Source organism: Pseudoalteromonas luteoviolacea (assembly GCF_018100925.1).
GTDB lineage: Bacteria > Pseudomonadota > Gammaproteobacteria > Enterobacterales > Alteromonadaceae > Pseudoalteromonas > Pseudoalteromonas obscura.
This window is the reverse complement of record NZ_JAGJEH010000003.1, coordinates 248938-263029: the sequence shown is the minus strand read 5'-3', so window position 1 is coordinate 263029 and position 14092 is coordinate 248938. Positions and strand designations below refer to the sequence as shown.

Sequence of the window (14092 nt, the reverse complement as noted above, 5' to 3'; positions counted from 1 at the left end):
AAAACCCAGCGTAGAGCTGGGTTTTTTGTTATTGCTGTGCGTTTAAGTGGTCTATCACCACTTGGTGGTGTTCTTTGGTTTTGAATTTATTAAAGACGTGTTTAATTACGCCGTCTTGCCCAATTAAAAAGCTGAGCCTATGAATACCGTCGTACTCTTTGCCCATAAACTTCTTTAGCCCCCACACGCCAAACGCGTCGGCAATTGCGTGATCTTCATCAGATAGTAGGTCAAAGTTGAGCTCTTTTTTCGTCTCAAAGTTTTTTAGTTTTTTAACTGGATCAGGGCTAATCCCAACTGCAACAGTGTTTAGTTGTGCCAGTTGCTCTTTGTGATCGCGAAGCTGCTCAGCTTGGACTGTGCACCCAGGCGTCAAAGCTTTTGGGTAGAAGTAAACCAACACTTGGTTTGACTCAAGTAGCTGACTGAGTGCTACTGCGTCGCCATTTTGATTTTCTAATGTAAAACTAGGTGCATTATCACCTGCTTTTAATGTATTCATTAATGATCCTTAGCGAATGCGTCTGAAAACATACTGTACGTTTGAAATGCTAGAAAGTTCTTCAAACTTTATTTTAAACTGGTCAAAATTCAGCTCTGATGGCGTGTTAAATTCGAGTACACAGCGCATGTGTAGTTGCTTCTCTTCTTCAAAAGTATCTGATTTAAGAGAACAAATACTGATATTTTGCTCGGCAAGAAAACGGGTGACTCGGCTTAACGTACCCTGCGTATCAATGCCTGTGTATTCCAATGTATATCCGGCGCTGTAGTCACTTTCAGTGTGGCTTGAAGTACGCTTCATCATGGTTAACAAACCAAGCTCCATACTTTTCACGGGCAATGTATGCTCGACTCGACTAATTGCCGCCATATCACCAGCCAGCAGCATTATAAATGTAAATTCATTTCCTAAAATCGCGATGCGGCTGTCAATAATATTGCAATTACACTCACTGACTAATTGAGTGAGTTCACCGACAATGCCTGATCTATCTTCCCCTATTGCTGTTAAAACAAGTTGATGTGAAGTAAAAGTAGTCATACCGACGTCCTAGTGAGCTTGCGCCAAAGTGAGTCATAGAGGCTGTTTTTAAATTTATAGCGGCGAATACTATCACAGTTTATAAACGAGTCCTACACGTTGTCAGCGATTGTGTTGAGGTGAAGTATAGACAATTCAAACGCGTGATTCTTGTGTTTGCCAAGTTTGCCAAGTAACATAGTGCAGATTTTTTGAAATTTACTTGTCTGGCTAAATAGAAAATTAGTGTAAATGGCAGTGAACCATTTCAGCATTCCTTAATCTTAAGTGAAAGAATAATTACATAGTGGGTTTGCTAAGGAGTTTTATTAGTGCAGTATTGGGTCCCTAAAGCGCTAACGTTAAGCGTTATACTCGGTTTATCAGGTTGTAGTGTTTTTACCAATGACACGCATCAAAAGAAAAACTATCGTGTCCACGAGGCTGTGCAAGTTCCAGCAGATCTCGAGCAACCTTATCAAGATAAAGAATTCCAAATGAATGTGGCCGTCTATAACAATGACGCTGAGCCACTGAGTTTTCGACCACCTCAACAAGTACTGACACTTGCCAAAGGCAGCTGGGCTGAGGACAAAGAAGATGTTGCGCGTATATATTTTGATAAAAATGATGGTATAGACGCACTTGATGCATTTATTTGGCAAGCAGTTGAAGGCGTGATTGAAAACCATCAGTCTTCAATTAGTGCAGATGATCGTGCCAACGGCAAGCTCACCACAGGTTGGTACTCCATAATCAAAGCTGAAGAAGGTTGGTTTTGGGAAACAGTTACTGAGGTTTCAAGGCAGAAGTTTGAATTTACATTGTCACAAGAGGAACATCAGCGCACAGCCTCTTTAGAAGCAAAACTGGTTGATTACCAAAGTGACAAGGTTGAACTTGACGACATGTTGCAGCAGCAGCTTGAAGTACGTGCGTTGAATGAAGTTGTTGCAGAATTCGACTACAGATACCGCTTACTTGAAGTCGAGTTGCGTAAACAACAAGGTGTACTGTCACTTGAATTAGGCTTCGATAAAGACGGCGAGGCGGCGCTTATTACACTTGCAGATAGAAGTTCTGTCATGGAACGACTCTCTAACTTCTTAGAAAAGCTGAGCTTTACAGTTATTCGTCTTGACGAAGAAAAAAATGAAGTGTTCGTTAGATACGAAGCGCCAGAAAATAGTGTTTGGGACTCTATATGGGGTGACGAAGTAACAACGCTTGCCATTGAAAATGGCGATTATACGATTGAAGTGGGTACAACAGACGATGGGCAAACCTCGTTAACCTGGTCAGATGCTGAGGGGAATGTACTTGACTCAGTGGCTATGGAAGCACTTCAAAAAGGGTTGGTCGAGGCCCTGCGTAATCGCGGACTGAGTATATAAATACAAACCGCTAAGTAGTTCAGAAAAGAGCGAATGCTCTTTTCTTTTTTTTGGATAAAGAAATGATGTCAGATACAACGCAAACGTCGCCTGTGAATTGGCAAACATGGTTCGCATTTATTGTGCCGTCACTAATAGGTGTATTTTTATTTATGACGCCTGTTGCTGTCGGCGATGCAATGACAATCCCAATCGCGGTGTTGGCAAAAGAGTTGCAGCAATTGACTGGTCCTTTTATACACGCGCTGATTGTGACCATCGTGTGTATTACCGGTGTGTTTAGTTTAGTGATTAAACTCTTTAAACCAAGGATATTGCTAAACAACGAACTTATTAAGCACTTGTTTGATGTAAGCTGGTTGTGGGTTACTACCAGACTTTTTGGTATGGCATTCATTCTAATGACTTTCTTTCAGGTTGGCCCTGAGCTTATCCACTCAAGTGGTACGGGAGCCTTAGTTTTAAATGACCTATTGCCTGTACTATTCTCAGTATTTGTATTTGCGGGCCTGCTCCTTCCTTTATTGCTCAACTTTGGTTTGTTAGAACTTGTGGGCACCTTGCTGACCAAAGTTATGAGGCCTTTGTTTGGTGTACCTGGGCGAAGCGCAGTGAACTGTGTTGCATCATGGTTGGGCGATGGTAGCGTTGGTATTCTGATGACTTCTCGTCAATATGAAGACAAACATTACACACAAAGAGAAGCTGCAATCATAGGTACCACGTTTTCAGCGGTATCGATTACGTTTTGTCTCGTTGTCATTGGCCAAGTTAAACTAGAGCACTTGTTTGCACCGTTTTACTTGACCGTTTGTGCTGCGGGTGTTGTAGCGGCCATCATAGTGCCTAGACTACCGCCGTTAAGCTTCAAAAAAGACGTTTACGTTGATGGCAGTACACATAATCAAGACTCTGAAGCTGTGCCTGAAGGCAAAACCCTATTTGGCCATGCTTTAGATGTCGCGCTGGTAAAAGCACATAAGGCCCCTGGTGTAAAAGGGACTGTTAAAGAGGGTGTTCACAATGCCCTAGATATGCTATTTGCGGTTCTTCCAGTTGTTATGGCCGTTGGTACATTTGCCCTAATCATTGCCGAAGAAACGCCTATATTTCAATTCTTAGGTCAACCTTTCATTCCTTATTTGGAGTTGCTACAGGTGCCTGAAGCCGCAAAAGCTGCTGAAACAATTGTTGTAGGTTTTGCTGATATGTTTATTCCGTCGATTCTGGCTGCTAGTAATATAGAAAGTGATGTAACGCGTTTTATTGTAGCTGCGCTTAGTGTGACACAATTGATATACATGTCTGAAGTTGGCGCTTTGCTATTAGGCAGCAAAATACCGGTCAACATTTTTGAGTTGTTTGCAGTATTTATTTTGAGAACATTGGTTACTTTGCCAGTGATTGCGCTGATGGCACACTGGTTAGTGGGCTAATAAGTCTGTGCAGTGAGTATTGCTAGATACTCACTGCCTATTTAGGTTCTTCTTTCTCTTTCTCTTTCTCATCACTTTGTTCGGGTTTGATTTGCTTATTAATCTTGTCTTTGACGTTAAATTTATTCGCATATTTAAGCAGCATAATATTGCCAATAACATAGCCAAAAACAGCGACGATGATGAGGATAACTTTCCAAGTTTCTAATTTTTCCAAAATAACTCCGGTGTACCTATTCAGCCTAGATAAACTTACGATCCATAGGCTATTGCTAGGTTGTATTATTACATGGATCACAGTCTACTAAATTCAGTGTCATTGTACGACTGATACGTTACTCATGCTCATTGCTTGGTATGCATGTAAATAGTGTGAGATATTCGCAGCTTTTTCTGTTTACACTTGGTATTATCTTGCTGACTAAGCATCGTGATAATTTTAGTTCTTAGTAAAAGTAAATTTGGTGATTTTATTAAATGGTTTGTGCATCCATGGAGCAAGTTTTAATTTGGCCTTCTCAATTTCCACTTTTGTTAAAAGGCCTAGTGGAAGACAATGGTGCATTCATTCTTGATGCACTCGAAGCGTGGCCTGAGTGCGACGTGGTAAAGGATGAGCAAGGAGTCATATCTCAAGTCTTGCCTCCCATATTTTACGTTGCATGGTTAAAACCTCTGGATCCATTCGAATCCTGCTTTTTTCAACATATTGATGAATATGATGATGAACAGCACAACTATGTTATTCAGTTGCTCAATCATATTGAGCAAGCCGGGATCTCTCGAGACGAGTTAACCTTGAAGTTACTGGGATGCTTGTCTCAGTATTCAAGCATTGCATCACAGGCTAAAATTCAAAACAAAATTTCATTTATCGATTTATTGCTCAAGTATAAACAGTTTAAGACGCTATGTTGGCTGTTACCGAATGGCTTTAAGCTTACGCCAGCACAAACTTGTGAGCTTTGGCTTTATGGTGAAGAGAGTAGTAGGCGATGTATACAAGAGGGTTATCAGGGTATCTTAGAAAATACCTCGTTAACCCAGGCAGAAGCGGTCAAATACTTAAATGAAGGACAGGACTGCGAAGGTTTGCTTACACTCCTGTGCAACGAAGAAGAACGCTTACGAATACTCGACAATGCACTATTGGAGCAGGTTATGTCAGGTGCTGCGAAACAGTCGAGTATGCTCTCCTTAATAGAGAAGGGAGCCAGAGGTCATGGCGCGGACAGTGCTGGTAAATCAGCGATGATGTGGATCGTTGAAAAAGGCTTTGTTAGTGCAGCCAAGGCCTTACGAGAGTTTCACTGTGGTGTTTCACTGGATGATTTGGGCAGGAACCTGATGCATTATGCGGTGCTATCAAATTCTAGACCCATGCTTGAGTTGATTGAAGATATGGGTGTAGACCCAAGATTAGCAGATGCGTCAGGTTGTACCCCTTATCGATTGGCAACAGAGAATCAGTCTGTAAATTCGAAGAAGTACCTGGAAAAGCGTGGCATCATTGAACTCAGTGAGGAAGCAAAGTACCAGAGAATTTTTAGGGTGTATGTTTTAAAAGCATTTGCTGTACTATTTTTGCCTCTGCAATTAGCACTTTTTTTAGATGCCTCACGAGACAATAAACTATCAATGGTGTTACTACTGTCAAGTTGCACATTATTTATATTTGCTTTGGCGAGATTATTGAAAAGAAGGCGACTTTTTCCTACCACAAAACTGCCTTTGAGCTTGCGCTGTATAGGGGTGTTGAGCTGGTTGAGTCTGTCTATTCAAGCAATATTTACGGTAGTGATGTGTTTGGCTGTGGTCAGTATTTAATTTTATGCGGTTACTTTAGCGTTTAGGTGTGAGGCAGGTTAGGATTACCTGCCACAAAGCGCAATAACTTAGTTATCGAGTGGCGTGTTGAACTCAGCTGGTGTTTCAAAATCGCCTGATAACTTAACCAGTTTGTCGTTCTCAAAATGGATCACTAAACTTTTACGCACTTCAGAGTCTCTGTCTATGTTAAATACATATTTATAGTGCCACTTTGAAGAGTCAAAAGCATCTTTAGCAACTGGCGTGCCCAATACGAACATGACTTGTTCTTTTGTCATTTCTATTCTGAGCTTATCTACATCAGATTGCTCTAAGAAATTGCCTTGAGGCACATTTATTCTATAAACCCAGCTTGAACAACCGGACAGAAAAATAGTCATCATGGCTGCTACGAGCCAAGTCAAAAGGGGTTTATTGTACTGCATGTATGTGTATCCTTATTTTAGGTTATTACGAATGATACAGATTGCACTAAGAAGGTAAAGTAGATTGTGCATTTCGACTGCGCATTTTGATAAAAGTTCTAGATTTGAGAAATTTAAATTTGAGTGAACATGAGCAAGTAAAAAGAGATTGGTACCTATATATTGTCGAAAACAAATTAGGGCAGTGGTATACCGGGATCACCAACAACCTAACAAGAAGGTTAGAGCAGCACCGCAACGGGACAGGCGCTAAAAGCTTGCGTGGCAAAGGTCCAATTGAACTGCAAATTGCATTGTCTGGTCTCACTAAAGTTGAGGCTGCAAAATTAGAATGGCAAGTTAAACGTTTGAGTAAAAAGAAGAAGTGTCAGCTGGTTGCCGCAGCATTGTTGGAAACTTGCGATAGCACAAACTTGGTTATCGCATTCGACACTTGTGTGAGCTTTTCAAAGTTAATTTTATCTAGTGAATCATTGACTGAGTGATGATGCTTATCCACTCCTGCACCAAAATAGATAAACGGGATGTCTGCTCTGTAGAATGGGTAGTGATCACTGGCCCGTAACCAATCGATTTGAGGTGCATTTAGCCGTCTAGCCATTATTTTCGCTGAAAAATAAAGCTGGAACTTAACTGGAGTACTGGCAAATGTAGAGGTGATTGTCTCTTTCATTGGTTGTAATGACCTTGAAGCAAGCGCATAAAGCTTGTTTTTTCTTTGTAGGTCGAGCATGTCTAGATTGATGTTCATATGTATTTGGGTGTCTGATAGTTGCTTAACGAACGCTTTGGCACCGTGGAGGCCTTTTTCTTCGGCGTCCGTAGCGACGAAAATAACGTCACGATTTACGTCGATGCCTTGCAACTGCCTGGCAATGTCAATCATCACTGCAACACCGGATGCATTATCATTTGCGCCAGGAAAGTACCTACTACCACGGGTGCCTAAGTGGTCATAATGCGCGGTGATGACAATGGGTGAATGGCATTGCATCCGAGTACAGTACTGAGTCGCGACTACGTTGTGGCCAGTCGCAGAATCAAAGAAGCCGTATTCAAATTCGAACTGATCAAATCGTACTTCTAACCCATATTTTTCGAATTGGCGAGTAATATAGTAGGCGCTGCGGTGTGGTTGAGCCCCGCCTGAAGGTCGACCTTCAAACTCGGGGCTAGTTAAAATTAGCATATCTCTTTCTAGAGAGTAGCTCTGACAGCTAAACAAAAACAATAAAGTGAAATTAATTCTTAGCCACTGCATCTAGCCATTCCAATTTGCCTTTATATTGTTTTTGGTTGTGTTCAAATTCAGCCAGTGCTAGGGCTCGCTTCATGTGAAGTCGGGTAAGCTTTAAATTGCCCAAGCTGTAATATGCCTTTGCGAGAGCAAAGTGGCCCTCATGGAGGCGGTTATTTATTTTGAGTGCGTTTCTATAGTGTTTGATTGCTTTTGTAAAGCTACCTTGCGCCATGGCCTCATGACCGACTGTTAATATGTAATACGGGTTATTTCTGCGTATTTGATGGAGACTAGCCCTAATATCTTCCGCTTGTTTGCGTCTGTCGGTTAATTCATACAGCAACGCTAAATTACCTTTTGCTGTGTTGTTATCGGGGTCTAGTACTATTGCTTGGTCATATAGCCTTTCAGCCGTATTATACTGCCCCGCAATACGGTAGAGTATGGCAAGGTTTGCCCATGCACTGGAATAGTAGTTGTCCATCTCTATGGCCGCTCGAAAATAGCTAAATGCGAGATCATGTCGGTTCTCAACCATATTGAGTGCCCCTTTGTTGTTGTAAAACATGGCTGTGACGCGATCTTTGCTAATCGGGGTGGTTTTAAAGGCTTGGCGACGGCTATTTGGATCAAAGTCAATGGTTAAGGTTTTTGGTGCGGTATGCAGTACCTTTTTAGTGAAGTACCGAGATCGGTCTTCGTGAATTTTTACATTGACATGGCCACTTAAAAAATTATACCCGCGGCTACTTGCCCAGTATTCTGGTACATGTACTTTTTGAAATTCAGCGCCCAAGTTCAAAAACTCAGACAAACTGTAAGACAAAATTGAGAGAGACAAGCAGTTCGCGTTTAGGTTTTGGTATGTTTGCGAGGCTGTGAGATTGGCATCACTCATATAGGAGAGTGAGGCATCCCCGTTTTCTAATAAGAACTGCATAATGAGTTCAGCGTGCTTTAACTCAGGGGGGGCATCCTTTTTAAAGTATTTCTCAAGGGATTTAATGATTTGCTCATCTAAGACGAATATCTCTGATTGTGATTCAACTTCTAGTGTTTTAAACGGAGCCTGATTGAGTAAAGCTAAACTTTCAGGGGCAACATTCTTGCTTGACTGACACCCACTTATAAAGACTGTGGTCGTGATGATAAACAAACTTAGTAAAACGCTTTGATAACATAACTTCATATTATTTACTCCCAAACGCCCTTTCTTATTAGACTAGCGAAACTTGAGAGTAAATAAAGAAAAAATTGTTACAAAGCGTTGCTTAAAGTTCGACCTAGCTTATTAAAAGCTCGCCACTAATTTATCCAACGCTTTTGCTGAGTCAGCGAGTCGTTGAATTGCTTGCTCGGTACTAAGCTGGTCATTCATCACTTCGTCACTAATGACACTGATCTGTTCGATACTTCTACCTACATCAACCACAACATTACTTTGTTGCTCTGTCGCCGTGGCGATAAGTGTTGTCATATCATTGATTTGATTGGCTGTTTCAGTGATCTTATCCATTAATTCAACAGAAGTTTGCATTTGTGAGACACTTTGCTCCGCTTGCTGCGAGGATAGTGCGATTTGTTCGACGATGGAATCAGATGCAGCTGTGAGCTCAGTGATCGTGGCTTGAATTTCATCTGTGGATTGAGATGTGCGGCTGGCAAGCGCGCGTACTTCATCTGCCACCACAGCAAATCCTCTGCCATGCTCACCGGCGCGTGCTGATTCTATCGCGGCATTAAGTGCTAACAAGTTAGTTTGCTCAGATATCGCCCTTATCACGTCAAGAATATTGGCGATAGATTGTGTTTTACTCGCGAGTGTTTCAACTTGAGAGGCCATATTTTGTATATCAGTTGCCAGTTCCATAAGCGTTTCTTGGCTGGTCTGTACGCAGTCATGGCTCTCTTGCGAGCTCTCTTTACTCGCCAGTGTCAACTTAGCTGTATTGTTTGCACTGCCTGCAATTTCTTGTACTGTGGCCGCCATCTCATTGATTGCTGCTGCCACAGAAAGCGTCTGGTTTTTTTGCTCGTCTAATGACTGTGAGTTGCGTTGTGACTGCTCGAATACCAATTCACTGGCCGCGCGAATATCACGGCTTTCAGTCGCTACATTGCTAATTGCACTGTCTATTTTATCGATAAATTGATTAAACCCATCACCTAGCGCCGCAAGTTCAGGCTGCTCTGAGCGCGGTACACGATAGTTTAGATTGGCATCACCACTTCCCAATTGCTTAAACACGTCGGCCATTTTCAGCAGTGGGGCGCTCAGGGTACGAGCGAGGAGTACGCTGATGACACTAGCCACCAGAGCTATTATCAGGGCAAAGGTCACAATTTGCCATTGTAATTCGGTAACTTGGGCAAATACTTCTTGCTGCGGAACTTGCGCTATTACATATAGATCGGTTTCAGGAATGCGATTGGCCGCAACCAAAACGTCTTGGCCGTTGGCTGACATCTCGAGGATATTGAGTTTGGAGCTATTCAATAATGCACTAACTGAACGGGCTCCGTAGAAGTCATCGAGGTTTGAGGTGGCGACCAAACTGGCATCTGGGTGAAGCTGTACGAGTCCTTGTTGGTTAACGACAAATACAAAGCCACTTTGTTCGATGCGCATATTGGCAAGTTTTCGCTGCATTTCATCAATGCTTTTTGCGAGGCCTGCTAGCCCAATACCGTTGGTTTGCTGATGATTAACAAACATTTTTACATCACCAGGCGCTTCTTGAAAGATACTAATTGAGTAAGCTTGGTTACTGTTGGTAAAAGCAAAAAACCAATTGTCTTGCTGTTTATTTAACACTCTCAAAAAGCCATTTTGATTCCAGTACTTATGGTTTTGTCTGTTGGCCCAAGAGGCCGTTGCTAAGCCATACTGTTGCTGTAACCGATTTAGCTCTGCGAGTAACAAAGGCTCATTTAGTTGACCATTTTTTGCCGAGTCAACGATAAACTTGTTGCTAGAAAGCTGCTCCGCTGCATTTTTTAGTACCACAATTTCTTGTTCAATAGACTTTGTAATACTTTCAACTTTGCTGGGCAATTCGGAACCGAGCATCCTCGACTCTACCATGGATTTAGATTGAAAAATCGAAATAAATCCTATTAAACAGGCAACTACAATTGCAGTGGCGCTGCCGAGAATGGTGATTTTTTGAGTGATTGTAAAGCTTGTGTTACTCATTTAGCCTTCTAAAATTGATAACCGCATGGCGATAATTCTAGCATGGTCAATAATTAACACATATAGATTTATTAATTTTATCGTATAGATTTATTAGCTTGTGATGGTTTTTATCATGTAAATGTATGAAAAAAAGCCCAAAGTTTTCACTAATGGGCCTTGGTTCTAACAAGCGAACTGATTTATACGATACGTTTCATTGCGGACATATAACCTCGCAATTCTGTACCTATAATTTCAACTGGGTGATTTCTTATTGCACTGTTAACTGCGATAAGTTTTTGATTATCAACATGGTTGTCTTGTGAGTCCAAACCTGCACCGATCACATCCGTATTGATTTTCTTCATAAACGGCTGAAGCAGAGGTATGCAAGCATGGTTGTAAAGGTAGCATCCATATTCAGCTGTATCTGAGATGGTTCTATTCATCTCAAAGAGCTTTTTGCGTGCAATTGTGTTAGCAATAAGTGGTGTTTCGTGCAAAGACTCGTAATAAGCTGACTCGGCGATGATCCCTGCGGCTGTCATTGTTTCAAACGCAAGTTCTACACCCGCTTTAACCATCGCAACCATCAGAATACCTTTGTCAAAGAACGTCTGCTCAGAGATATGTTGCTCAGTATTAGCCTGCTTTTCAAAAGCGGATTGCGCGGTTTCTTCACGCCAAGCGAGTAGTTTAGCATCACCCTCAGCCCAGTCTGCCATCATGCCAGTTGAAAATTCACCACTGATGATGTCGTCCATGTGTTTATTGTAAAGTGGTGTCATAATGGTCTTAAGCTCTTCACTGAGGTCATGAGCTTTAATTTTCGCAGGGTTTGACAACCTGTCCATCATGTTGGTAATCCCACCATGTTTTAACGCTTCAGTGATGACTTCCCAGCCATACTGAATCAACTTTGACGCGTAGTCTGGTGCGATGCCTTGTTCAACCATTTTATCGAAGCACAGTAAAGAGCCTGTTTGTAACATGCCACATAAAATGGTCTGTTCACCCATTAAATCGGACTTTACTTCGGCGATAAAAGAAGAGTTAAGGACGCCAGCACGGTCTCCACCTGTACCTGCCGCATAAGCCTTGGCTTGTGCTAAACCTTTACCTTGGGGGTCGTTTTCAGGGTGCACCGCAATGAGTGTAGGCACGCCAAACCCACGTTTGTATTCTTCACGTACCTCAGTACCTGGACATTTTGGGGCTACCATTATAACCGTAATGTCTTCACGCACCTGCATGCCTTCTTCGACGATATTAAAACCATGAGAATAGGCAAGTGTAGCGCCTTGCTTCATTAGTGGCATAACTGCATTAACAACAGCTGAGTGTTGTTTGTCTGGTGTTAAGTTGAGTACTAGATCTGCTGTTGGGATCAGCTCTTCATAAGTACCAACAACAAAGCCGTTGTCGCTAGCATTAAGAAACGACTGTCTTTTTTCATCAATCGCAGATTGTCTCAGTGCGTAAGTAACGTCCAAACCTGAGTCTCTTAGGTTAAGGCCCTGGTTCAAACCTTGTGCGCCACAACCAACAATCACCAACTTTTTGCCCTTCAATACATCTACGCCCTCACTAAATTCTGATGGGTCCATAAAATTACATTGAGCTAATTGAGCAAGTTGCTCACGTAGAGGTAAAGAGTTGAAATAATTCGCCATGTCAGATCCTGCTTTATCGTCTTAAAATAACTGTATATGTGTTTACTCTAAGATAGAGAGATAATGTGCTTGCGTAAAATGATATATTTAAATTATTGTATTTCATATTATGAAATACTTTAGGCGTGCTAATGGACCACAAACAACTTAATTACTTTTTAGCGTTAGCAGATACATTGCACTTTTCACGCGCAAGTGAACGATGCTATATCAGTCCACCGACCTTGAGTCGACAGATAAAACAGCTAGAGAGTGAAGTGGGTGCCCCGCTGTTTATTAGAGACAATCGCAGTGTGTCTTTAACGCCTCAAGGTAAGGCTTTTGTCCACTATGCTCAGGCTACCTTAGCTAGTTGGCGACAGTTTAAAAGTGAATGTCAGGATGAGTCTAAACCGCTCACAGGTGAATTGAGTTTATATTGCTCGGTTACTGCATCCTACAGTTTTATATATGATTTGTTTGCGCGATACCGCAAGGAGTACCCTCAGGTTGAATTGAACCTGATGACGGGAGATCCCGCGTTTTCAATTTCTCAAGTACAGGGGGATTTGGCTGATGTAGCCGTTGCAGTAAAACCTGCATCGTTACCACAAGGGCTTGAGTATCAATCTATTGGTCGCTCCAGATTGGTATTTATCGCACCGACCATGACGTGCCCGTTAACTGACTTAATTGACAATCATAGTGCTGGCGATATGCCGTGGGGGGCTCTGCCTTACATTGTGCCAGAGCAAGGGGTGTTGAAAGAGAGGATCGACCATTTTTTTAAACGTAAAGGCATTCAACCACAAGTGTATGCACATGTCTCAGGTCATGAAGCGATGGTCGCTTTGGCAAGTTTAGGGTTTGGTGTTGCATACATTCCCGAGATCGTACTCTCACAAAGCCCATTTAAAAACCAAGTTCAGCAGCTAAATTTGCAATCCGAAGAGATTGATATTGGATTGGTTACAAAGAAAAAACGGCTACAAGATCCGGTAATTAATAAATTGTTTTCAGTCTCTTGTGGAATATTTAATTCGTAAAGCTGATGTTCAGTTAAAAGGAGTAGACTCGCAAAAAATTAGGTGCCATGAACAGGGGTAGGTAGTGCATACCGTACTGATCGCTGAGAGTAAAAGTAATAGTTTGGCCGTGCCACAAGCCGCACTTCAAGGTCAGGGGTTTGATGTGCAAAAATTGGTGCTAGAAAGCTTGGATCACATTAACCATAAAAACAATCAAGGACTTGTGAGTAGCATTGTGATTGATCAGGCAATTGCAACCAGTGCAAAGTTCGATACCATTAATACACTGAGGACGTATTATCAAGCACCCGTTTTAGTTTCTGTCGATGACAATAATGACGATATGCAGAGTCTATTATTGGAGTTGGGAGCGGATGATGTGATTGCGACAAATGCAAAGCCTAGGTTATGGCGGGCACGACTAGACGCAATATTACGCAATAGGCAGATTGTTACGCCAAATAAAAGCAATGTTAAAGAGACAAACCTGTCATTTGGCGCTTTGACAATTAAAGGTGATGAGCGCACTGTATTGATTGACAACAAGCGCGTAAGTTTGACAACCCACGAATTTGATCTAATTTGGTTATTGGCGTCCCGAGCACCAAAAGTAGTAAGTCGTGAAGAAATTTACCAAACAATTATTGGTCAAGGTTATCAAGTTAGTAGCCGCACCGTTGATGTACGCGTCTCTTGTTTAAGGAAAAAGCTAGGAGACAATGCATCGAGCCCACAAAAGATAAAAACCGTGTGGCGACAAGGTTACCTCTTTGTGAAAGAAGCTTGGTAAGGATTTATAGTTCGAATTTTTCGAACTATAAATCAACTAAACCCTGTGAAAAATATAAAACGAAATAATCTATAATTTGTATACAAAATTTCAAA

At 41.8% G+C, this 14092-nt stretch carries 14 protein-coding genes; 6 read left to right on the top strand and 8 right to left on the bottom strand.

Features of this window, described 5'->3' with window-relative positions:
• Nucleotides 1-28: 28 nt before the first annotated feature.
• Together bcp and J8M00_RS07145 are read right to left on the bottom strand one after the other, a co-directional pair.
• Nucleotides 29-502, bottom strand: coding sequence for a thioredoxin-dependent thiol peroxidase (gene bcp, locus J8M00_RS07150; protein WP_211009628.1), 474 nt, complete (start codon nucleotides 500-502; stop codon nucleotides 29-31).
• A gap of 9 nt (nucleotides 503-511) precedes the next feature.
• Complete coding sequence (locus J8M00_RS07145) at nucleotides 512-1045, bottom strand: glycine cleavage system protein R (protein ID WP_211009627.1); 534 nt, start codon at nucleotides 1043-1045, stop codon at nucleotides 512-514.
• Nucleotides 1046-1356: 311 nt separating this feature from the next.
• Here J8M00_RS07145 and bamC point away from each other — a divergent pair, with 311 nt between their 5' ends.
• On the top strand, nucleotides 1357-2418 hold the full coding sequence (gene bamC / locus J8M00_RS07140) for an outer membrane protein assembly factor BamC (RefSeq protein WP_211009626.1): 1062 nt from the start codon (nucleotides 1357-1359) through the stop codon (nucleotides 2416-2418).
• Between the two features lie 65 nt (nucleotides 2419-2483).
• Nucleotides 2484-3854, top strand: a complete 1371-nt coding sequence (locus tag J8M00_RS07135) for a YjiH family protein (RefSeq protein WP_211009915.1) — start codon at nucleotides 2484-2486, stop codon at nucleotides 3852-3854.
• 37 nt (nucleotides 3855-3891) lie between these two features.
• On the opposite strand, the gene J8M00_RS07130 is transcribed toward J8M00_RS07135, so the two are convergent.
• Nucleotides 3892-4071 (bottom strand): DUF2897 family protein, encoded by a 180-nt coding sequence (locus tag J8M00_RS07130; RefSeq protein ID WP_211009625.1) that lies wholly within the window; start codon nucleotides 4069-4071, stop codon nucleotides 3892-3894.
• 275 nt (nucleotides 4072-4346) lie between these two features.
• Here J8M00_RS07130 and J8M00_RS07125 point away from each other — a divergent pair, with 275 nt between their 5' ends.
• Nucleotides 4347-5681, top strand: coding sequence for an ankyrin repeat domain-containing protein (locus tag J8M00_RS07125; RefSeq protein ID WP_211009624.1), 1335 nt, complete (start codon nucleotides 4347-4349; stop codon nucleotides 5679-5681).
• A gap of 68 nt (nucleotides 5682-5749) precedes the next feature.
• On the opposite strand, the gene J8M00_RS07120 is transcribed toward J8M00_RS07125, so the two are convergent.
• A complete protein-coding gene (locus J8M00_RS07120) occupies nucleotides 5750-6109 on the bottom strand; it encodes an outer membrane protein assembly factor BamE (protein WP_211009623.1) in 360 nt (119 codons plus the stop codon).
• 86 nt (nucleotides 6110-6195) lie between these two features.
• Here J8M00_RS07120 and J8M00_RS07115 point away from each other — a divergent pair, with 86 nt between their 5' ends.
• Nucleotides 6196-6594, top strand: a complete 399-nt coding sequence (locus J8M00_RS07115; protein WP_348772547.1) for a GIY-YIG nuclease family protein — start codon at nucleotides 6196-6198, stop codon at nucleotides 6592-6594.
• On the opposite strand, the gene J8M00_RS07110 is transcribed toward J8M00_RS07115, so the two are convergent.
• From J8M00_RS07110 to ilvC, 4 genes are all read right to left on the bottom strand, one after another.
• Nucleotides 6477-7298, bottom strand: a complete 822-nt coding sequence (locus J8M00_RS07110; protein WP_211009622.1) for a M20/M25/M40 family metallo-hydrolase — start codon at nucleotides 7296-7298, stop codon at nucleotides 6477-6479. The two genes, J8M00_RS07115 and J8M00_RS07110, sit on opposite strands and share 118 nt — an antisense overlap.
• Before the next feature lie 52 nt (nucleotides 7299-7350).
• On the bottom strand, nucleotides 7351-8538 hold the full coding sequence (locus tag J8M00_RS07105) for a tetratricopeptide repeat protein (protein WP_211009621.1): 1188 nt from the start codon (nucleotides 8536-8538) through the stop codon (nucleotides 7351-7353).
• 102 nt (nucleotides 8539-8640) lie between these two features.
• On the bottom strand, nucleotides 8641-10545 hold the full coding sequence (locus J8M00_RS07100) for a methyl-accepting chemotaxis protein (protein WP_211009620.1): 1905 nt from the start codon (nucleotides 10543-10545) through the stop codon (nucleotides 8641-8643).
• Between the two features lie 182 nt (nucleotides 10546-10727).
• The gene (gene ilvC, locus J8M00_RS07095; RefSeq protein ID WP_211009619.1) at nucleotides 10728-12200 is read right to left on the bottom strand and encodes a ketol-acid reductoisomerase; all 1473 of its coding nucleotides are present in this window, start codon (nucleotides 12198-12200) and stop codon (nucleotides 10728-10730) included.
• 131 nt (nucleotides 12201-12331) lie between these two features.
• On the opposite strand from ilvC, the gene ilvY reads away from it, so the two are divergent.
• Together ilvY and J8M00_RS28600 are read left to right on the top strand one after the other, a co-directional pair.
• A complete protein-coding gene (gene ilvY, locus J8M00_RS07090) occupies nucleotides 12332-13225 on the top strand; it encodes an HTH-type transcriptional activator IlvY (protein WP_023398682.1) in 894 nt (297 codons plus the stop codon).
• Between the two features lie 64 nt (nucleotides 13226-13289).
• Nucleotides 13290-13997: a winged helix-turn-helix domain-containing protein gene (locus J8M00_RS28600; protein WP_211009618.1), complete on the top strand. Its 708-nt coding sequence runs from the start codon at nucleotides 13290-13292 to the stop codon at nucleotides 13995-13997.
• The last annotated feature ends 95 nt before the right edge of the window (nucleotides 13998-14092 follow it).

What these genes read in the sequence shown, in the direction of transcription:
- bcp (WP_211009628.1), bottom strand. Translation starts at nt 502, where the DNA reads ATGAATACATTAAAAGCAGGTGATAATGCACCTAGTTTTACATTAGAA.
- J8M00_RS07145 (WP_211009627.1), bottom strand. Translation starts at nt 1,045, where the DNA reads ATGACTACTTTTACTTCACATCAACTTGTTTTAACAGCAATAGGGGAA.
- J8M00_RS07135 (WP_211009915.1), top strand. Translation starts at nt 2,484, where the DNA reads ATGTCAGATACAACGCAAACGTCGCCTGTGAATTGGCAAACATGGTTC.
- J8M00_RS07125 (WP_211009624.1), top strand. Translation starts at nt 4,347, where the DNA reads ATGGAGCAAGTTTTAATTTGGCCTTCTCAATTTCCACTTTTGTTAAAA.
- J8M00_RS07120 (WP_211009623.1), bottom strand. Translation starts at nt 6,109, where the DNA reads ATGCAGTACAATAAACCCCTTTTGACTTGGCTCGTAGCAGCCATGATG.
- J8M00_RS07110 (WP_211009622.1), bottom strand. Translation starts at nt 7,298, where the DNA reads ATGCTAATTTTAACTAGCCCCGAGTTTGAAGGTCGACCTTCAGGCGGG.
- J8M00_RS07105 (WP_211009621.1), bottom strand. Translation starts at nt 8,538, where the DNA reads ATGAAGTTATGTTATCAAAGCGTTTTACTAAGTTTGTTTATCATCACG.
- J8M00_RS07100 (WP_211009620.1), bottom strand. Translation starts at nt 10,545, where the DNA reads ATGAGTAACACAAGCTTTACAATCACTCAAAAAATCACCATTCTCGGC.
- ilvC (WP_211009619.1), bottom strand. Translation starts at nt 12,200, where the DNA reads ATGGCGAATTATTTCAACTCTTTACCTCTACGTGAGCAACTTGCTCAA.
- ilvY (WP_023398682.1), top strand. Translation starts at nt 12,332, where the DNA reads ATGGACCACAAACAACTTAATTACTTTTTAGCGTTAGCAGATACATTG.